This window comes from Alteromonas sp. H02, assembly GCF_059682525.1.
Window position 1 is genome coordinate 3132091 of the sequence record NZ_CM185021.1, and the last position, 17026, is coordinate 3149116.

Annotated in this window: 14 protein-coding genes and 2 tRNA genes; 3 read left to right on the forward strand and 13 right to left on the reverse strand. The window is 48.2% G+C overall.

The genetic code is table 11. The features are described from left to right. Positions 1-49: 49 nt before the first annotated feature. From truB to AC566Q_RS14540, 13 genes are all read right to left on the reverse strand, one after another. The gene (gene truB / locus AC566Q_RS14480) at positions 50-1033 is read right to left on the reverse strand and encodes a tRNA pseudouridine(55) synthase TruB (RefSeq protein WP_105935386.1); all 984 of its coding nucleotides are present in this window, start codon (positions 1031-1033) and stop codon (positions 50-52) included. A gap of 6 nt (positions 1034-1039) precedes the next feature. Then, positions 1040-1435 carry a 30S ribosome-binding factor RbfA gene (gene rbfA / locus AC566Q_RS14485; protein WP_499607420.1) on the reverse strand — a complete coding sequence of 132 codons (396 nt, stop codon included), beginning with the start codon at positions 1433-1435 and terminating at the stop codon, positions 1040-1042. 110 nt (positions 1436-1545) lie between these two features. Continuing rightward, the gene (gene infB / locus AC566Q_RS14490) at positions 1546-4155 is read right to left on the reverse strand and encodes a translation initiation factor IF-2 (protein ID WP_499607423.1); all 2610 of its coding nucleotides are present in this window, start codon (positions 4153-4155) and stop codon (positions 1546-1548) included. Between the two features lie 24 nt (positions 4156-4179). Next, on the reverse strand, positions 4180-5673 hold the full coding sequence (gene nusA / locus AC566Q_RS14495; protein ID WP_105935389.1) for a transcription termination factor NusA: 1494 nt from the start codon (positions 5671-5673) through the stop codon (positions 4180-4182). Positions 5674-5721: 48 nt separating this feature from the next. Next, complete coding sequence (gene rimP / locus AC566Q_RS14500; protein ID WP_499607427.1) at positions 5722-6180, reverse strand: ribosome maturation factor RimP; 459 nt, start codon at positions 6178-6180, stop codon at positions 5722-5724. A gap of 311 nt (positions 6181-6491) precedes the next feature. Continuing rightward, complete coding sequence (locus tag AC566Q_RS14505) at positions 6492-7484, reverse strand: response regulator (RefSeq protein WP_499607430.1); 993 nt, start codon at positions 7482-7484, stop codon at positions 6492-6494. A gap of 5 nt (positions 7485-7489) precedes the next feature. Continuing rightward, positions 7490-10792, reverse strand: a complete 3303-nt coding sequence (locus AC566Q_RS14510) for an MHYT domain-containing protein (protein ID WP_499607433.1) — start codon at positions 10790-10792, stop codon at positions 7490-7492. Positions 10793-11028: 236 nt separating this feature from the next. After that, positions 11029-11241, reverse strand: coding sequence for an ATP-binding protein (locus AC566Q_RS14515; protein ID WP_499607436.1), 213 nt, complete (start codon positions 11239-11241; stop codon positions 11029-11031). A 99-nt stretch (positions 11242-11340) separates the two neighbouring features. Further along, positions 11341-11517: a hypothetical protein gene (locus AC566Q_RS14520; protein ID WP_499607438.1), complete on the reverse strand. Its 177-nt coding sequence runs from the start codon at positions 11515-11517 to the stop codon at positions 11341-11343. Between the two features lie 415 nt (positions 11518-11932). Next, a complete protein-coding gene (locus AC566Q_RS14525; protein ID WP_499607441.1) occupies positions 11933-12844 on the reverse strand; it encodes a LysR substrate-binding domain-containing protein in 912 nt (303 codons plus the stop codon). Positions 12845-13595: 751 nt separating this feature from the next. Further along, positions 13596-13672: transfer RNA gene (locus tag AC566Q_RS14530), tRNA-Met, on the reverse strand. A 96-nt stretch (positions 13673-13768) separates the two neighbouring features. Further along, positions 13769-13845, reverse strand: a tRNA-Met gene (locus tag AC566Q_RS14535). 170 nt (positions 13846-14015) lie between these two features. Next, entirely contained in the window at positions 14016-14321 is a 306-nt protein-coding gene (locus tag AC566Q_RS14540; protein WP_105935394.1) for a 4a-hydroxytetrahydrobiopterin dehydratase, read from the reverse strand. A gap of 289 nt (positions 14322-14610) precedes the next feature. On the opposite strand from AC566Q_RS14540, the gene AC566Q_RS14545 reads away from it, so the two are divergent. The 3 genes from AC566Q_RS14545 (at position 14611) to AC566Q_RS14555 (ending at position 16810) form a co-directional block, all read left to right on the forward strand. Then, positions 14611-15585, forward strand: a complete 975-nt coding sequence (locus AC566Q_RS14545; protein WP_105935395.1) for a mechanosensitive ion channel family protein — start codon at positions 14611-14613, stop codon at positions 15583-15585. Between the two features lie 32 nt (positions 15586-15617). Next, positions 15618-15761: an entericidin A/B family lipoprotein gene (locus AC566Q_RS14550; protein ID WP_499607444.1), complete on the forward strand. Its 144-nt coding sequence runs from the start codon at positions 15618-15620 to the stop codon at positions 15759-15761. A gap of 125 nt (positions 15762-15886) precedes the next feature. Next, positions 15887-16810 carry a LysR family transcriptional regulator gene (locus AC566Q_RS14555; protein WP_499607447.1) on the forward strand — a complete coding sequence of 308 codons (924 nt, stop codon included), beginning with the start codon at positions 15887-15889 and terminating at the stop codon, positions 16808-16810. The last annotated feature ends 216 nt before the right edge of the window (positions 16811-17026 follow it).

Sequence of the window (17026 nt, forward strand, 5' to 3'; positions counted from 1 at the left end):
AGCGCGTATTATACTTGGCGTGGCCCCATGCGCAAGTGATTTTAAGCGTTTACGACTCTGCGCTGTAAACCACACTACGTCGGGGCGCAACAAACACCTGATCAGCCGGGGCTTTTTGATCTTTAGGTGCACAGACCCCCTCGCCGACGCCGAGAAAACGAGCGGGAGTGGTGCTGCTATCGTAAATACGATACTGCTGCCCTTCGGCAAGGCCATCCGTGTGCAATGGCGTGACACTCTGGCCGTGCTGTAACCGGTGTGTTTCAGCTGCGGATAGCTCAACAGCAGGTAAGCTTTTTACAGCGGTGTCCATCGGTAACAACAGCGCATCGATGGCCTCGTACTCGCGCTTGGCAATCTCCTGTTCCACCATCGCTTCGAGGGCTTCTACGGAAATCATATTCGGCGTTGGATAATCTGCCACTTTGGTTCGGTGTAGCCGGGTGACATAAGCGCCACAGCCTAACTGCTGACCAATATCATCTACCAGTGAACGGATGTAAGTTCCCTTACTGCAGCGCACCCGCAAATCCACTTCAGGCAGCGCGATACGCGTAATTTCCAGCTCAAAAATAGTGATATCCCTGGCTTCCCGAGGCACTTCAATGCCCTGTCTGGCATAATGGTATAATGGCTTACCCTGGTACTTAAGCGCCGAAAACATCGATGGCACCTGCTTGCTGCTGCCTAAAAACGACAAACACGCAGCCCGCACTTCCTCTTCAGAGCATGAGACATCTCGCTCTTCAACGATTTCGCCATCAGCATCAGACGTAGTGGTACGAATGCCAAGACGGGCGGTGACTTCATACTCTTTATCGGCGTCGAGCAAGTACTGAGAAAATTTAGTGGCTTCACCTAAACACACCGGTAACATGCCGGTAGCCAGCGGATCGAGTGCACCGGTATGGCCGGCTTTTTGAGCCTGATATAGCCAGCGCACCTTTTGTAAAATTTGATTTGATGAACCGCCCAGGGGTTTATCAACTAACACAATGCCGTTTACTGCCCGGCCTTTGCGTTTTCTTGCCATGCCTGATTATTCCTGCTCGTCGTCGTTATTCGACCGTTCTTTATCACGAGCGATAGTTTCACTCACCAGGTTAGATATACGCATGCCTTCGGTAATCGACTTGTCTTCAAAGAAATGCAGGTGCGGTACAGCACGCATACGCAAGCGTTTCGCTAACAAGCTGCGCAGAAAACCGGTGTTCTCGCTAAGCTGTTTCATTTGCGCCCTGGTTTCCTTTTCATCACTGTTATAAAACGTGATAAAAATTTTGGCATGCGCCAGATCCCGGGAGACCTCCACATCAGAAAGCGTAATGAAAGGCAGATTTCCTACCCGGTGTTTGTATTCATTTTGCAGCAAACTGGCCACTTCTTTGTGGATTTGCTGGGCAACCCGATCAGTTCGAGAAAATTCCCGAGCCATAGTTACTCTCCTCTGTTTTGCAATCTGCTCTGCCTTTAGTGTAGCGGACTATTGCACAGACAAAAGCGGGGGCTTCAGAGCCCCCGCTATACTTTAGTTATTCGCTGAGCTTAGATTTCGCGTTTAACTTCAACTACCTGGAAGACCTCGATTTGGTCGCCCACTTTTACGTCGTTGTAATTTTTAACGCCGATACCACATTCCATACCGTTACGAACTTCCTGAACGTCATCTTTAAAGCGACGCAAGGATTCGAGCTCACCTTCGTAGATAACCACGTTTTCACGCAGTACGCGAATCGGATTACTACGTTTAACAGTACCTTCAGTTACCATACAACCGGCGATCGCGCCCAGTTTCGGTGACTTGAATACGTCACGTACTTCGGCAAGACCCATGATTTCCTGTTTGAACTCTGGTGCCAGCATACCACTCATGGCCGCTTTGACTTCATCAATCAGGTCATAGATAACGCTGTAGTAACGTAAGTCGATTTCTTCTGCTTCAATCACGCGACGTGCCGTTGCATCGGCACGAACGTTAAAGCCCACCACGATAGCACTTGATGCTGCAGCAAGACTGGCGTCGGTTTCAGTAATACCACCTACACCGCTACCCACGATATTCACTTTAACTTCACTGGTAGACAGCTTAGTCAGTGACTCAGAAATCGCTTCAACAGAACCTTGTACGTCTGCTTTCAGCACTACATTCAGCTCGCTTACGTCACCGGCTTCCATGTTAGCAAACATGTTTTCCAGCTTGGCTTTCTGCTGACGAGCCAGTTTAAGTTCACGTTTCTTCTGATGACGTTTACCGGCCACTTCACGCGCCTTACGCTCATCCTGCACTACCAACGCGTCCTCACCCGCAACCGGTACGCCTGAAAGACCCAGAATCTCTACTGGCGTTGACGGACCGGCCACTTTGACATCGTTACCGTTCTCATCACGCATGGCACGAACACGACCGTATTCTTCACCACACAGCAGGATATCTCCTGATTTAACTTCACCTTCCTGCACCAGTACCGAGGCAATCGGGCCACGACCTTTATCCAGGCGGGACTCAACTACAATACCGCGACCAGGTCCGGTTGGCGTTGCTTTCAGGTCGAGAACTTCAGCCTGCAGGGAAATAGCTTCCAGCAGTTCATCAACGCCCATACCCGTTTTGGCTGACACGTTTACAAACTGGTGCTCACCGCCCCACTCTTCAGAGATAACTTCCAGTTGCGACAGTTCGGTTTTAACCCGATCCGGATCAGCAGCTTCTTTATCCATCTTGTTCACAGCAATGATCAGTGGTACTCCTGCTGCGCGACTGTGCTGAACCGCTTCTTTAGTCTGCGGCATGACACCATCGTCTGCAGCAACAACCAGCACAACAATATCCGTTGCCGTAGCACCGCGTGCACGCATAGCCGTAAAAGCGGCGTGTCCGGGCGTATCCAGGAACGTGATCTTGCCATTTTCAGTGTCTACACTGTAAGCACCAATGTGCTGGGTAATACCCCCCGCTTCACCGGCCGCCACTTTAGCGCGACGAATATAATCAAGCAGTGAGGTTTTACCGTGGTCAACGTGACCCATGATGGTTACCACCGGCGCACGGGTAGTTTTATCACCATTACCAGAGCCCGCTAACAACTCGTCTTCTAACGCGTTGTCATTAACCAGCTCATATTTATGACCCATCTCTTCAACTACCAGTACAGCAGTGTCCTGATCCAGCACCTGGTTGATGGTTGCCATTTCGCCCATTTTCATCATGGCCTTAATGACTTCCTGCACCTTGATTGCCAGACGGCTGGCCAGTTCGCCTACCGTGATGGTTGCACCAAGCTTAACCACACGCTCAACAGGCGCGGCCGGCTTGTTAAAGCCTTGCTTCAGGCTTTCACTGGCTTTCTTGTTCGGCTTCTTACGACGACGTGAAGAACGCTCAACCTGCATATCTTCTTCGTCTTCCGCTTCCTGAGCATAACGGTTAGAGTGCATGTGCACTTCTTCGGCTTCTGCTTTCTTACGGCGCTCTTCTTCTTCTTTCCAGCGACGTTCGTTCTCTTCAGCCAGTTTACGTGCTTCATCAGCGGCTTTTTTGGCGTCTTCTTCCAGTTTACGCTGCGCTTCTTCTTCCTGCTGCTTGCGTAAACGCTCTTCTTCCTGACGCGCTTCTTCCTGCTCTTTTAACTCTTCTTCTGACAGCTCAGACTCGGCTTCTGCGCGAGCAGCAGCTTCCTGCTTGGCTTTTTCAGCACGGCGAGCTTTCTCTTCTTCCGCCGCTTTACGGGCTTCTTCAGCCTTACGAGCTTTTTCTTCGGCCGCTTTACGGGCTTCCTCAGCCGCTTTTTCTTCCGCTTCACGCTTCAGACGGGCTTCTTCTTCGCGGCGTTTGGCTTCTTCTTCTGCCTGACGCTGCTCTTCAATGTCCGTTCGTTTCACGTAGGTACGCTTCTTACGAACTTCAACCTTTACTTCTTTCGACTTACCTAAACTTAACGTGCTGGTTGTTTTACGTTGCAACGTCATTTTCTTAGGTTCACCACCATTGGTGCCACCGTGCTGTTTGCTCAGGTGGTCCAGTAGTTTGCGTTTCTCATCTTCAGTCACGTTCTCACCGGCGGCTTTTTTAATGCCGGCGTCGCTAAACTGACTCACTAACCGGTCAACGCTAGTCCCGATATCACTGGCGAGTTTTTCAATGGATACATCTGCCATTACGCGTTTTTCCCCTTGTCGACCTTATTCTTCGTTGAACCAGACTTTGTTTCGTGCAGCCATAATCAATGCACCGGCTTTCTCTTCGTCCAGTCCTTCTACATCACTGATATCATCGGTGCCCTGTTCAGCCAGCGCTTCCAAATCGATGATACCTCTACTTGCCAGAACGTACGCCAGGTGCTTGTCCATACCTTCAAGGTTCAGCAATTCCTCGGTGGGTTCTGAGCTCTCAAGCGATTCCTCGTTGGCTAGCGCCTGAGTGGTCAGTGCTGCACGTGCACGATTACGTAATTCTTCAACGGTGTCTTCATCAAGGCCGTCAATGGCCAATAATTCGCTGACTGGCACATAGGCAACTTCTTCTAATGAAGTGAAGCCTTCCTCAACCAAGACACTTGCGAAGTCTTCGTCGATGTCCAGACCGTTAACAAATACCGCCAGAACCCTTTCGTTTTCTGCCTGGTGTTTCTGGTTCAAATCTTCAATGGTCATTACGTTCAGTTCCCAGCCAGTCAATTGACTTGCCAGACGAACGTTCTGACCACTCCGACCGATAGCCTGAGCCAGGTTATCGGCTTCTACTGCTACTTCCATGGTATGCGTGTCTTCATCAACCACAATGGATGCGACCTCAGCAGGTGCCATTGCGTTGATAACAAATTGCGCCGGGTTTTCGTCCCATAACACAATATCGACTCTTTCTCCGCCCAGCTCACCGGATACTGCCTGTACCCGTGAGCCACGCATGCCTACACAGGCACCAACCGGATCAAGACGCTTATCGTTGGTCTTAACCGCGATTTTGGCCCGTGAACCCGGATCCCGTGCGGCGGATTTAATTTCTAATGTCTCTTCAGCGATTTCTGGTACTTCCAAACGGAACAGTTCAACCAGCATCTCCGGATGAGTACGGCTTACGAACAGTTGCGCACCGCGTGCTTCAGGGCGGATTACATACAGTAAGCCGCGCACCCGGTCACCCGGACGGAAGGTTTCGCGCGGCAGCATATCATCACGGTAAATAACGCCTTCAGCATTGTTACCTAAATCGATGATGATGTTGTCACGATTAACTTTTTTAACGGTACCGGTTACCAGTTCGCCAACTTTATCTTCATATTCGGCAACCATTTGTGCACGTTCTGCTTCGCGAACCTTCTGAACAATAACCTGTTTGGCGGTTTGTGTAGTGATTCGGTCAAAGGCTATCGACTCGATCTGTTCTTCAACATAATCACCCAGTTGAATTTCCGGTTCGTCGATTTGGGCTGCTGACAGGGTCAACTCCGCAAATGGGTTTTCCTGTTCCTGATCGTCGGCAATAACCAGCCAGCGACGAAACGTATCAAAATCACCGGTTTCACGGTCAATGCTTACGCGTACTTCAATTTCGCCTTCGTTTTTCTTTTTTGTGGCACTTGCAATGGCAAATTCTAACGCCTCAAAAATCTTTTCTCTTGGCACTTGTTTTTCATTAGAAACGGCTTCGGCCACTAACAAAATTTCTTTATTCATTTTTGCCTCACTGGTTGCATGCGGATGGGCACGCAGTTTTATTCCGTATTATTCGAATGTTGGAACCAAATTACCTTTTTCAATCCCGCTGAACGGCAATTTAAATTGCTCGCCATCGACCTCGATAGTTAACGTGCCATTTTCACACGCCAGTAATTTCCCCTTGAAATTGCGTCGGTTATCCAACGGCAATGCCATTCTGACAGCGACGGTTTCGCCCACCAACTGTGCATAGTGCGCCTCTTTAAATAGCGGGCGGTCCATACCAGGCGATGAGACTTCTAAGTTGTATTCAGTATTGATTGGATCTTCCACATCCAGGACCGCACTGACCTGATGGCTGACATCCGCACAATCATCTACGTTGATGCCATTCTCATGATCAATGTAAACCCGCAGGATTGAATGCTTTCCGGCGCGGACAAACTCCACTCCCAATAATTCAAACCCCAATGCTTCTACCGCCGGATTCAACATTTCGCTTAAACGTTGCTCTAGCTTTGACAATCCAAACCTCCAAAAACGAAAAAAGGGCATAATGCCCAATATACTGATACCTTGCTCGGTATCGCTTTGTGCGTGAGACCGAGCTAACAAAAAGCCCCGATTAAACGGGGCTTTTTGCAATAAAAATTCGGTCCCTTTTGCCCATATCAGGCAAGGTTGCTATTGGTGCAATACAACAATAAAAACCCGTAAGGCATAGGTGCAGGTAATCACTAATTACCGGTACCAGCCAAAATCTGACACGCATTATACTGCCTGCTTGTTGATTTAGCAACCGCCAATCCCGCTTCAGACTGGATTGTCACGATAATTTAATCTTCCCGCCAGCGTTCCTTAATGGTCAGAATTTCCTCAAGATTTTCTTCTAGTAACGTAACAAGGAGGGGTTCGAAGTGTTTGCCTGATTCGCTTTTCATTACCGCCAGGGTTTTCTCTACTGTCCAGGCTTCCTTATACGGGCGTTTACTGGTGAGTGCATCAAACACATCCGCTACTGCCACAATACGCCCTTCTACCGGAATATCTTCCCCTTGTAAGCCGCTGGGATAACCAGAGCCATCCCACTTTTCGTGATGGGTCATCGCCACGGATTTTGCAATCCGTAATAGATCGGAGTCTGCCTCGCCTAAAATTTCCGCACCTATTTCCGGGTGCGTTTTCATCACCGCAAATTCTTCATCGGTAAGTTTACCGGGCTTGAGCATAATGTGATCCGGAATACCTATCTTGCCAATATCATGCATGGGAGCAGCATGCAGCAGAGTCTCGGCCTGCTCTTCATTTAAACCATAGGCCAATGCCAATACCTTTGAGTAATGACTCATGCGCAAAACATGCATCCCGGTTTCATTATCTTTATACTCAGCTGCACGGCCCAGACGCTGTACCACCTGTAACCGGGTGCGCTTGAGTTCATCGGCCTGTACCAGCGACAGATGTGTTTTGATGCGCGCTTTCACCACTGTTGGCGAGATAGGCTTGGTAATATAATCCACGCCGCCGACCGCAAACCCTTCCGTTTCGTCCTGCTCCTCACTCAGTGCAGTAACAAAAATCACCGGGATAGCCCGGGTAATGACGTTTTCCTTTAGCGCCTGACACACTTCAAAGCCGGTCATGCCGGGCATCATTACATCAAGTAAAATAAGATCCGGTAACTGAGCCTCTGCCACACGTAGTGCCTCAGGGCCATTTTTGGCAAATGCCAGAGTGTAATGCTCTGCCAGCAAATGTTTGAGCACCCTCAGGTTTGCCGGTTCATCATCAACCACCAAAATAGTCGGTTTTAGAGCAGTGTTATGCATGGTTACTATTCGTCCAGTTTGTCGATTAGTGCAGACAGCAATGTAATCGCCTGTTCAAATTCAAAGTCTTCTATGGCATCCAGTATCGCTTGAATGTCATTGGCAAAGCAGCTGTTCTGGTAGCCACCCAGCAAGGCTAGTTCCGCCTCTTCAATGCGATTATTTTCAACTGAATGCGTAATACGCTCCAGTATAGCCCTTAATGCCTGACTATCGACTACAGCAGACTGCTCCAGCGCACTTTCCTGCTCCGTAGCAACAGCGCTCTGAACTGCTGGAACCAGGTTGTACAGGTCTGCTACCGAATCCGCAGCCGCCACCTTATCGTAGCAATCCTGTTCGATAGCTTTGCAGGCATGCATGATTTTTATCAGGCCGAGGTTGCCAGCCACACCTTTAAAACGATGCACCAAGGCTTTCAGATCTGTGAAGTCCTGCTGTTCAGTCAGGCTTGCAAAGGTTTCCCTCGCAAGGGTGATATCTTTACAAAAGCGCTTTATTTCTTTTACCAACTTATGTTTGGAACCCCATAAACTCTCGCCACGGGACCAATCGATAAGAAGCGCTTCCTTGGGTTCCGCGCGCATTGCCAGCGCACTGCCCTGAATGCCCAGCACCCGGGCGATTTCATTACATAGCACCGGGAAGTCGATGGGCTTATTGGCAAAACCTTCCATGCCGGCCTCACTAGCCGATTTTTTATCCTGAGCCAGTACGCTGGCGGTCAGTGCGATAATCGGGGTGGCCTTGAGACCATTGGCTTTTTCGTATTCACGACGTTGACGGGCAGCGGTTAAGCCATCCAGCACCGGCATTTGCAAGTCCATCAGCACCACGTCGTACTGATGATGCGCCATCTGTTCGAGGGCCTGCTGGCCATCCCGGCCAATATCCACGCTATGACCGCTGCGTTTCAGTAATAAATTGAGCAGTTCGATATTTTGTTCAATGTCATCCACAATCAGGATCCGCAGGGCGGGTAACTGAATGGCGTGGAGACGCTGTACATGGCTTGTACTGTCGATAGCGGTAAGCGGCAATATAAAGCTGAACGCTGTTCCCTCTCCCGGCTTACTGCGAACCTCTATAGAGCCGCCCATCAACTCAACCAGCTGCTTGGAAATCGTGGTACCAAGTCCTGTGCCACCAAAGCGTCTTGACATCGACGCATCCGCCTGAGCAAATGCATCGAACACCCGCTGGCATTGTTCCTGTGTCATACCAATGCCAGTGTCTGAGATAGTAAATTGCACATGGTTGTCGTTAACCTGACTCACGCGCAGACTGACCTGACCTGACTCAGTAAACTTCACCGCGTTGCCAATTAAATTGCTCAGTACCTGACGAATACGCTCTGGCGCGCCGCGATAGCCCTGTGCGAGGTTATCGCCTAGTTTCACCTGTAAGTCGAGCCCCTTACGTTTAGCTTCCAGCCAGAAAGTAGATATCACCGTGTCGATTTCTTCGCTCAGGATAAAATCCACCAACTCCAGTTCCAGCTTTCCTTTATCCAGTTTGGCACTGTCGAGGATGTCATTTAACAAATGTAGCAATGAGCGGGCTGAACGATTAATCGTCGACAGATGCTTGTGTTGTTCAGTATTGAGCGGCGTATCCAGCAGGATGTCACTAAAACCAATCACGGCATTCATTGGCGTGCGGATCTCATGACTCATGTTGGCCAGGAATGCGGCTCGGGCCGCGGCAGCCTGTTCTGCAGCATCTTTAGCGATCAACAAGTCATCTTCCATTTGCCGGCGATCGGTAATATCCATGATAAAGCCATCCAGCCAGAGGATTTCGTTGTAATCGTCGCGAATATACCGGCCATGCTCACGCAACCAGCGGATCTCACCAGCTTTGTTGAAAATACGGTACTCCATACTGTATTCGGTTTGGCCAACCAGCGCCTGCTCGATAGTGTCCAGATCATCCGGATGAAATAAATCAACAAAGCTTACCGTCGGGTCTGGCAGTAAAAATTCATCCGGGTCGTAACCGGTAATTTTCTTTACCGCATCGCTGATAAACACCATGGGCCAGTCATGCTTATTCAAACAGCGATACGCGATGCCCGGGATATTGGCAATCAGTGAACGGAACTTCAGTTCGTTCTCACGAATGACTTTTTCCATCGCCAGTCGTTCACTGATATCGGCGATAAACAATATAAACAGGGATTCTCCGGCAACCTGGGTATGCGACAGGCTGATCCGTAATGGTACTAACTCACCGTCGCGGTTAAACGCTACTACATCGCGACTGTTACCAATCAGTTGTATCCCCTCAGGTTCCTCTGCATATTTAAAGAACCGATAGCTGTATAGGTGACGGCGGTCCTCGGGCAGAAACTCGGTGAGTGGCGTGCCCACCAGTTCCATTCGTTGCCAGCCGAGAATGGTGGTTACCGCTTCATTTACGGTTTGAATAATTCCTTCGTCGTTAATGGTCAGGATACCCTCAACGGCAGATTCCATCAGGCTGATCATTCTGACCTGCGAACGACGGGCATCGGCTGATGCCTCACGGTATTTAACCAACAGGCTAATCCCGAGCACCAGAGCAATCATAATGGATGCGATAAAAGTGACACTGGCCGCCAGATAGAACGACATTTCTGAAGGCTGATCCGACAGTTCCAGCCCGGGAGGACTAACAAAGCGAGCGGCCGCCATACCTGTATAGTGCATGGCTGAAATGGCACAGCCCATTACCGCCCCAGCCAGTATATTGGTGGTGAAGGTGGTGAGCCTATTGTGCAACAGGCGCTGTAAGCCGTGTCTTACCCATAACGAGATCATCGCCAGTACCACGGCTACGACCACCGACAATAAAAAGGTACTCAGGTCATAACGCAGCAGCGGCGCCATATCCATGGCAGCCATGCCAATATAGTGCATGGCGCCAATACCGGCGCCCACTAACACCCCACCAATAACAATTTGCTTGTTGTTGATACTGTGTTGAGTCAGGAGGTTAAGGGCCACCCACGCAGCGGCTATTCCAGGAAGCATAGAAAGCAGGGTGGTAAACCAGGTATAAGAAACCGGCGTGCAAAGTTCAAAAGCCAGCATACCAATAAAATGCATCGACCAGATGCCACTGCCCTGAGCAAACGCTCCTACGGCAAGCCGTCCCCGGCGTCCCCGGCGGGTTTTGGCATTGGCAGCCTGCGTAGCCACCTGAAATCCCATAAAAGAGGCAAACACAGCAATGGCAACAGAGAGCAACACCAGTGAAAGGTTATATTCCCCCACCAGGAGTAAAGAAGTATCGGGAATAGAAAACAGGTTCGAAACAGACGGCATTACAGTAGGCCTTAGTATTTATAAACAATGTCGTCGCTAACTAAGCCTGCCTGCTTATTGCCAGCCATCTATTAACAAAAGTAAATAACGAGCTTCCCTTATTTTATGAAGCTTGCCGTAAATCCATTACGCTTGTCAAACGCTAGTACAAAACTCAATCATTCAATTACGCAGGCTTTATAAAAATACTTTATTAACCGGCATAGATTTCCACATCCACTCTGTAAAACAAGGCACTAGCTTTCATCACCTGGCTGACAATGTATCAGGTTTTGGATTTTAAAAGACAACGTAAAACCGATTTCGGGCTGACTTTCATAATAAACTTCACTTTTCAGCACTTCACTGATCAAATGGTGCACAACACTTAAACCTAATCCACCATTCCCTGCCCCTCTGCGAGTAGTGAAAATCGGCTCGAAAACCTTCGGTAGTAGCGCTTCACTCACGCCCACGCCAAGACCATGAATAATTGTGTTTGACGTTAAGGCGGTTAGTGTTTGCGTAATCACCGCAGGGTAAGTGGTAACCACAGCACCGGGTGGAATTTATACGGCGAATGTGATTTGTGAAGATTCGTTATGCATACCGTGAGCTGCGACAAAATCATTAACACACTCAGCAATATCTACCTGCTCCAACATATTTGCTTCATCAGTGTTTTTGACCGCCACCTGCTTAAAGGTAGACAGTAATTTGGATGCCCGGCGCATGTTTTTGTGCATACTGGAAGACAGATCCTTAGCGGTTCTGCAAAGGATTCCTCATCAAGCACCCCGCTGTTGTATTTTTGGGAACTTCCTCGAGCAATTCAATTAATAACGTGCAATTGCCAATATTGACACCCAGAGGCGTATTTATCTATTGGGAAATGCTCGCTACCAATCCGCTCACCGCTTCATTGCACACGGCTTCCTGAAGTGCTGGCTGCGGTTGTTTTGTAAAAGGTGATGAATTGCTATCGTTTATAATGTGTCTGACTATTGAGAGCCAGTTGCAGGATTTTTGTGGCAGGCTACCGCAGAATATGGACTTTAATATCGGGATTAGTCTGTTTTGGCAATATAGTGCACAACACCGCATTGCGCCAGCGCTCTGCCGTAACGGAGTCCACTGAAACTGATACAAGCCTGTAACCGCTTATAAAGGGCCCGGACCCTGTGTCCTGATCAGGTTTTCTTTCACCCACTGGCAAAACACGGCAATCCGTTTCTGCTTGGGGTTATTCTTTGCGTAAACCAAATGTGATTTCCAACTCACCGGATGCGGTATATCCAATGGAATAACCAGTTGCCCGGTCCTGACGTATTCGCCAACCATAATGTCTGATGCCAGCATAATCCCGTGCCCGGCTAACACCGCAGATAAGGCAAGATCACTTGAGGTAACTTCGGTTTTTCTCAGTTGGTTTGAGGTTACCTCAACCCCGGCAAACTCAAACCAACTCTCCCAGTCCACCTTATTTTCGTAGGCCAGACTAAACAATCTGGCATTCTTCATACTCTTAGCGTCGTTTATGGCATTTTTGCTAAGGTAGTCACCGGAACACACCGGGTAAACGTCGTTTTCATCTAACCGCTCAATAACCAACGACTCATCTGTCAGGCCCGTGCTTGACGTGTTAAAGCGTATAGCCACATCGATATTACCATCATGCAGATTTTCAATGCGGTTAGAGCCCTGCACGTTAACATTGATCCCAGGGTGAAGTTTAAAGAACTCAAATAAATGCGGTACCAGCCACAGAGCGCAAAAAGCCTGGGTTGAGCTGACTTTTAACTCGCCATCAAGGGGCGCTTCCTGAACCTGATTTAACCCATTAATCACCTCACCAAAGCCTTTCTGGCAAGCGCTGAGCAATACTTTACCAGACTCTGTAAGGCGCATTTTTCTGGCCTCACGGTTAAACAGCTTTACATGCAAATTACTCTCTAATTGGCGCATTTGCTGGCTAACCGCCGCCTGAGAAATAAACAACTCCTCAGCAGCCTTGCTGTAACTCTGGTGCCGGGCTGCCACCTCAAAGCACATTAAATTGTTTAACCAGCGCAAACGTTTATCCATATCAAAATAAAATAAGATTAACTTATATCTAAGCGTAATTTTAATCGTTGGTGAAGTACAGTAATAAACATAACAATCCTCACTCACGACAACGTTGAGGACTTAAAATGAAATCAAGCAAGAGGGTGTCACCGGTCACTACTGAACAGAAAAACGCTGAAAATACGCTTACAATTAACCGCTTCTGGCGACTGTTAGGACTGGCAGAAAATAAGCTAAACTTATCTCAATGGAGTTACTTCAAATAGTGAGGAAGCTCCGTAGTGGCAAGACTGAGGAAAATTGACCGGGATACTGTTTATGAAAAGTAAAGAATCCACCTTCTGAAGAAGGTGGCTTTGCGTTAATCCCCTAAAAGGGGGCTTTGTTTAAATCGAAGAAAGGACAATAATTGTGCCCTTCTTCAGTGTTGTCATTGTCACTGGCAGACATAACAAACTAGAAGCATCATCATGGATGAGGAGTCAGTCGATGCGGCACAGGGGTGACGAATAACCGAAATGCCAGTGGCATTTCGCAGTATGAGGAACGACACGCCATGGATGGCGTGGCTGGGATGAATCACAGGGACGTTTGTTACTATAGCTGTCGGCGACTCCGACAACAATGTATAGACACCTTTCTTTACCAGCTTAAATCTATCCGGGCAAAGCCCTACCACGAATGATAACCACCTACTGAAGTAGGTGGTTTAGGGCCGAAAACAAAAAAGCCCCGGTAGATACCGAGGCTTTATATGTGGTTGCGGGAGCAGGATTTGAACCTACGACCTTCGGGTTATGAGCCCGACGAGCTACCAGACTGCTCCATCCCGCGTCTGAAACATTGCACGTTTTATCGTGATATTCTTAGCGACGCATTGCTGCGTTTTATTCTGGTATCAACTGCCTGTTTTCACAAACATTGATTATTTGGTTGCGGGAGCAGGATTTGAACCTACGACCTTCGGGTTATGAGCCCGACGAGCTACCAGACTGCTCCATCCCGCGTCTGAACTGGTTTGAACCGGACCGCGTATTGCGCTGTGCCGTTCAAGTGGTGCGTATTATACATAGGGATTAGAGGTTGGCAAGGCCTGTTTGGTGAATTGTTTCAATTTTTTGACCAACCGGTTAAATACCCACCACAACGATTATTAAGTACACTATTTACTACGTGTTTATTTAAAATAGAGATTCATTTTTTGCGCCAGTTTAAAGTCCAGTTCGCTGAGACCGCCCACGTCATGGGTGGTTAATCTGACTTCAACTTTATTATAAACATTAAACCACTCAGGGTGGTGCTTGAGCTTCTCTGCCCAGATAGCAATTTGTGACATCCAGCCAAAAGCGCCAATAAACCCCTTAAAAGTAAACGTACAGGTAATGGCATCGCCATCGCGCTGCCACGAACTGCCCTCTGCAGAGGTTGTATTTAGGGCGGCCAGTTGCTCTGCAATTTCAGTATCATTTAACTTAGTGGTCATAAGGACTCCTTTTTTGCTGATGTCATGACTACCTTAACGAATGTCGGCGCCCCTACAAAGACATAGCGGCTTTCTTTAGGCTGTCATCTGTAAAGTAATCCATGCAGCATGGGTAATCCTTTCGTGTTTAGCAGGAAAATTTTACTGACGCGACGCTCTCAACTTATACCTGTCAAATTAAATATTTCATTAAATCAGCAGGTTAAATAACAGTAACCGCTGGTGCAATGCTTGCACTATCCGTTTCAGACAATCAATCCGATGACTCACAGTCTGTTTGTGGAGAATTATGAAAGCACTACAGCTCGATACTTTCTGGCAACTTATCAATGAAAAGCTTGAACGCTGGGTCGAAGCGAGCATTAAACACCTGCCTAATATTGCCGTGGCCATCTTTATTGCCATGGCTTTTGGGCTGTTAGCCAAAATTGTTGGTAATCTTGCCCACCGCGTGTTATCCCGCACTTTTGATTCAACGCAAATTGTCGGCTTACTCACCTCCATTATTAAAGTCGCCATTGCAACCGCGGGTATTTTTATCGCGCTGGACTTTATCGGACTGCGGGGAACGGTAACTTCATTGCTGGCCGGTGCAGGTATTGTTGGTCTGGCCATTGGTTTTGCGTTCCAGGACATTACCGAAAATCTGATAGCCGGGATTGCCATGGGGGTGCGTAAACCCTTTCAGATTGGCGATGTTATCGAAGCCGAAGGCGTATTTGGTAACGTAGAGGCAATAAACCTTCGTAACACTCATGTAATGACATTCTTTGGCCAGCGGGAAATCATTCCCAACAAGATTCTGTTTCGCAATATTCTTACTAACTATAGCGTTAACGGCCATCGCCGGGTTGAAGTGCCGGTCGGGATTTCCTACGCGGACGATCCTCAGCAAGCCGCCGAAGTGTTAACTGAAGCCGTTAATGAATTTGACTTTGTGATCAGAAAAGAAGAAACCGGTGTGTGGGCTGAGTCTTTTGGCGACAGCAGTATTAATTTGCTGGTCTGGTTCTGGATCGAATACCCGGGTGAGCCTGGTTTTCTGGCGGCAAGACATCAGGTAATCGTTGCCATTCAGAGAGCATTGAGCGATGCTAATATACTCATTCCCTTTCCTATTCGCACACTGGATTTTGGTGCTAAGGGAGGTGAGAAACTCAACGCTATGCTTAACGATTCTGTTTTACCTCAAAACCAAACAGATGATGGTGCTTCCCAGCCATCGGCTAGTGAAGACGATAATAGCCCTGGCGATGATAGTTAGAAAACAGTTTTAATTTTGTTTGGAGACATCCCATGAAGTTTCGTAATGTACGTCTTTTTTTATTCGGATTAATTGCTGTTGCCGGTATGACTGCGGGCTGTGCAACGATGGAAGGACTCGGCAAAGATATTAAAAAAGCAGGTGAACAACTCGAAGAAGCAGCAGACAAAAACTAAGGGAATTACCAGAATGCTTAGCGGTGTCCCAGCTGGTCTGACAATCAACCAATGTGATAGAAATGTTGATTTTCTATTAATAATGGTAATAATGACTGCAGTTAACTGGTTGGGCCACTTCTTATATGAATTTAAACCGAATCGATTTAAACCTGTTTGCTGTATTTGACGCCATTTATACCGCAGGTAATCTTACCAGAGCCGCTGATATCCTTTGCATCACCCAACCGGCAGTGAGTAACTCGCTGGCCCGGCTTCGTGATCTACTTAACGACCCGCTGTTTGTCAGAACCGGGCATACAATGAGTCCTACGCCGGTAGCACAAAACCTTATCGGCCCAGCCCGTCAGGCACTGGAGCTGTTACGAACCAGTGTATTACAAAGTCGCGAATTTAATCCGGAAGTGGCTGAAAAAACCTTTCAGTTTGCCTGCCGTGACCTTATTGAAGCCAGCATATTGCCGCGGCTGATTGCAAAAATTGAAGCCCAGGCCCCGGCCATTACCATCACTAATTACGACATTGATAAAAAACAGGTGGTAAATGCCCTCGCAAGCGGACAACTCGACTTTTACGCCGACAGCGAAACGCTTACCGATCAGTATCTGGCGCGTCATAAAATAGCCGAAGATCGTCTTGTCGTAGTTGGCCGGCCGGAACATCCGGCCTTCAGCGACCCCCTGACTATGGAAAGTTTCCTGACCTACGGCCATATAAAGGTATCCCAACGCCAGGACCAGGCCAGTGAAGTGGATATTGAGTTATCCAAGCTCGGCCACCAGCGGCGTATTGCCATGCAAAGTCATCACTTTCTTACCATCCCCAGCGTACTGGTAAAAACGGATCTTCTTGCCTGTTTACCGTCACACTTAGCCAAGCATTACAATCTGGCCGTGAGTGAACTTCCCTTTGCTTTACAGCCCCTAGATTATTATGTGTACTGGCACGTCAGTGCCAACGAAGATCCGGCCCACCGCTGGGTTCGTCAGCAGTTAATTGAGATCGCTCAGGCGTTTCTTTCGCCGCCCTCAAATCAACACGCCGCCTGAACTAAGTGACCTCCAGGGCCTCGTAATACGGAGCGAGGCCAGCAATGCTCATTTTAAAAAGCAAGTAAACCACTGCTCTGTGAATTTTTTCACCCCTCGCCGAAAATCCGATTACTCTATAACATTCAGTGCCTTATAAAGATAAAGCCGAGATAGATTATGCTTAAAGGTATTTAACTACATAACAATGTATCGTCAGCGCAATTTACCAGTCCC

Coding starts and splice junctions, on each gene's coding strand:
- infB (WP_499607423.1), bottom strand. CDS start 4,155: ATGGCAGATGTATCCATTGAAAAACTCGCCAGTGATATCGGGACTAGC.
- AC566Q_RS14510 (WP_499607433.1), bottom strand. CDS start 10,792: ATGCCGTCTGTTTCGAACCTGTTTTCTATTCCCGATACTTCTTTACTC.
- AC566Q_RS14540 (WP_105935394.1), bottom strand. CDS start 14,321: ATGACCACTAAGTTAAATGATACTGAAATTGCAGAGCAACTGGCCGCC.
- AC566Q_RS14505 (WP_499607430.1), bottom strand. CDS start 7,484: ATGCATAACACTGCTCTAAAACCGACTATTTTGGTGGTTGATGATGAA.
- AC566Q_RS14520 (WP_499607438.1), bottom strand. CDS start 11,517: ATGCACAAAAACATGCGCCGGGCATCCAAATTACTGTCTACCTTTAAG.
- nusA (WP_105935389.1), bottom strand. CDS start 5,673: ATGAATAAAGAAATTTTGTTAGTGGCCGAAGCCGTTTCTAATGAAAAA.
- AC566Q_RS14550 (WP_499607444.1), top strand. CDS start 15,618: ATGAAGTTTCGTAATGTACGTCTTTTTTTATTCGGATTAATTGCTGTT.
- AC566Q_RS14545 (WP_105935395.1), top strand. CDS start 14,611: ATGAAAGCACTACAGCTCGATACTTTCTGGCAACTTATCAATGAAAAG.
- truB (WP_105935386.1), bottom strand. CDS start 1,033: ATGGCAAGAAAACGCAAAGGCCGGGCAGTAAACGGCATTGTGTTAGTT.
- rbfA (WP_499607420.1), bottom strand. CDS start 1,435: ATGGCTCGGGAATTTTCTCGAACTGATCGGGTTGCCCAGCAAATCCAC.
- AC566Q_RS14555 (WP_499607447.1), top strand. CDS start 15,887: ATGAATTTAAACCGAATCGATTTAAACCTGTTTGCTGTATTTGACGCC.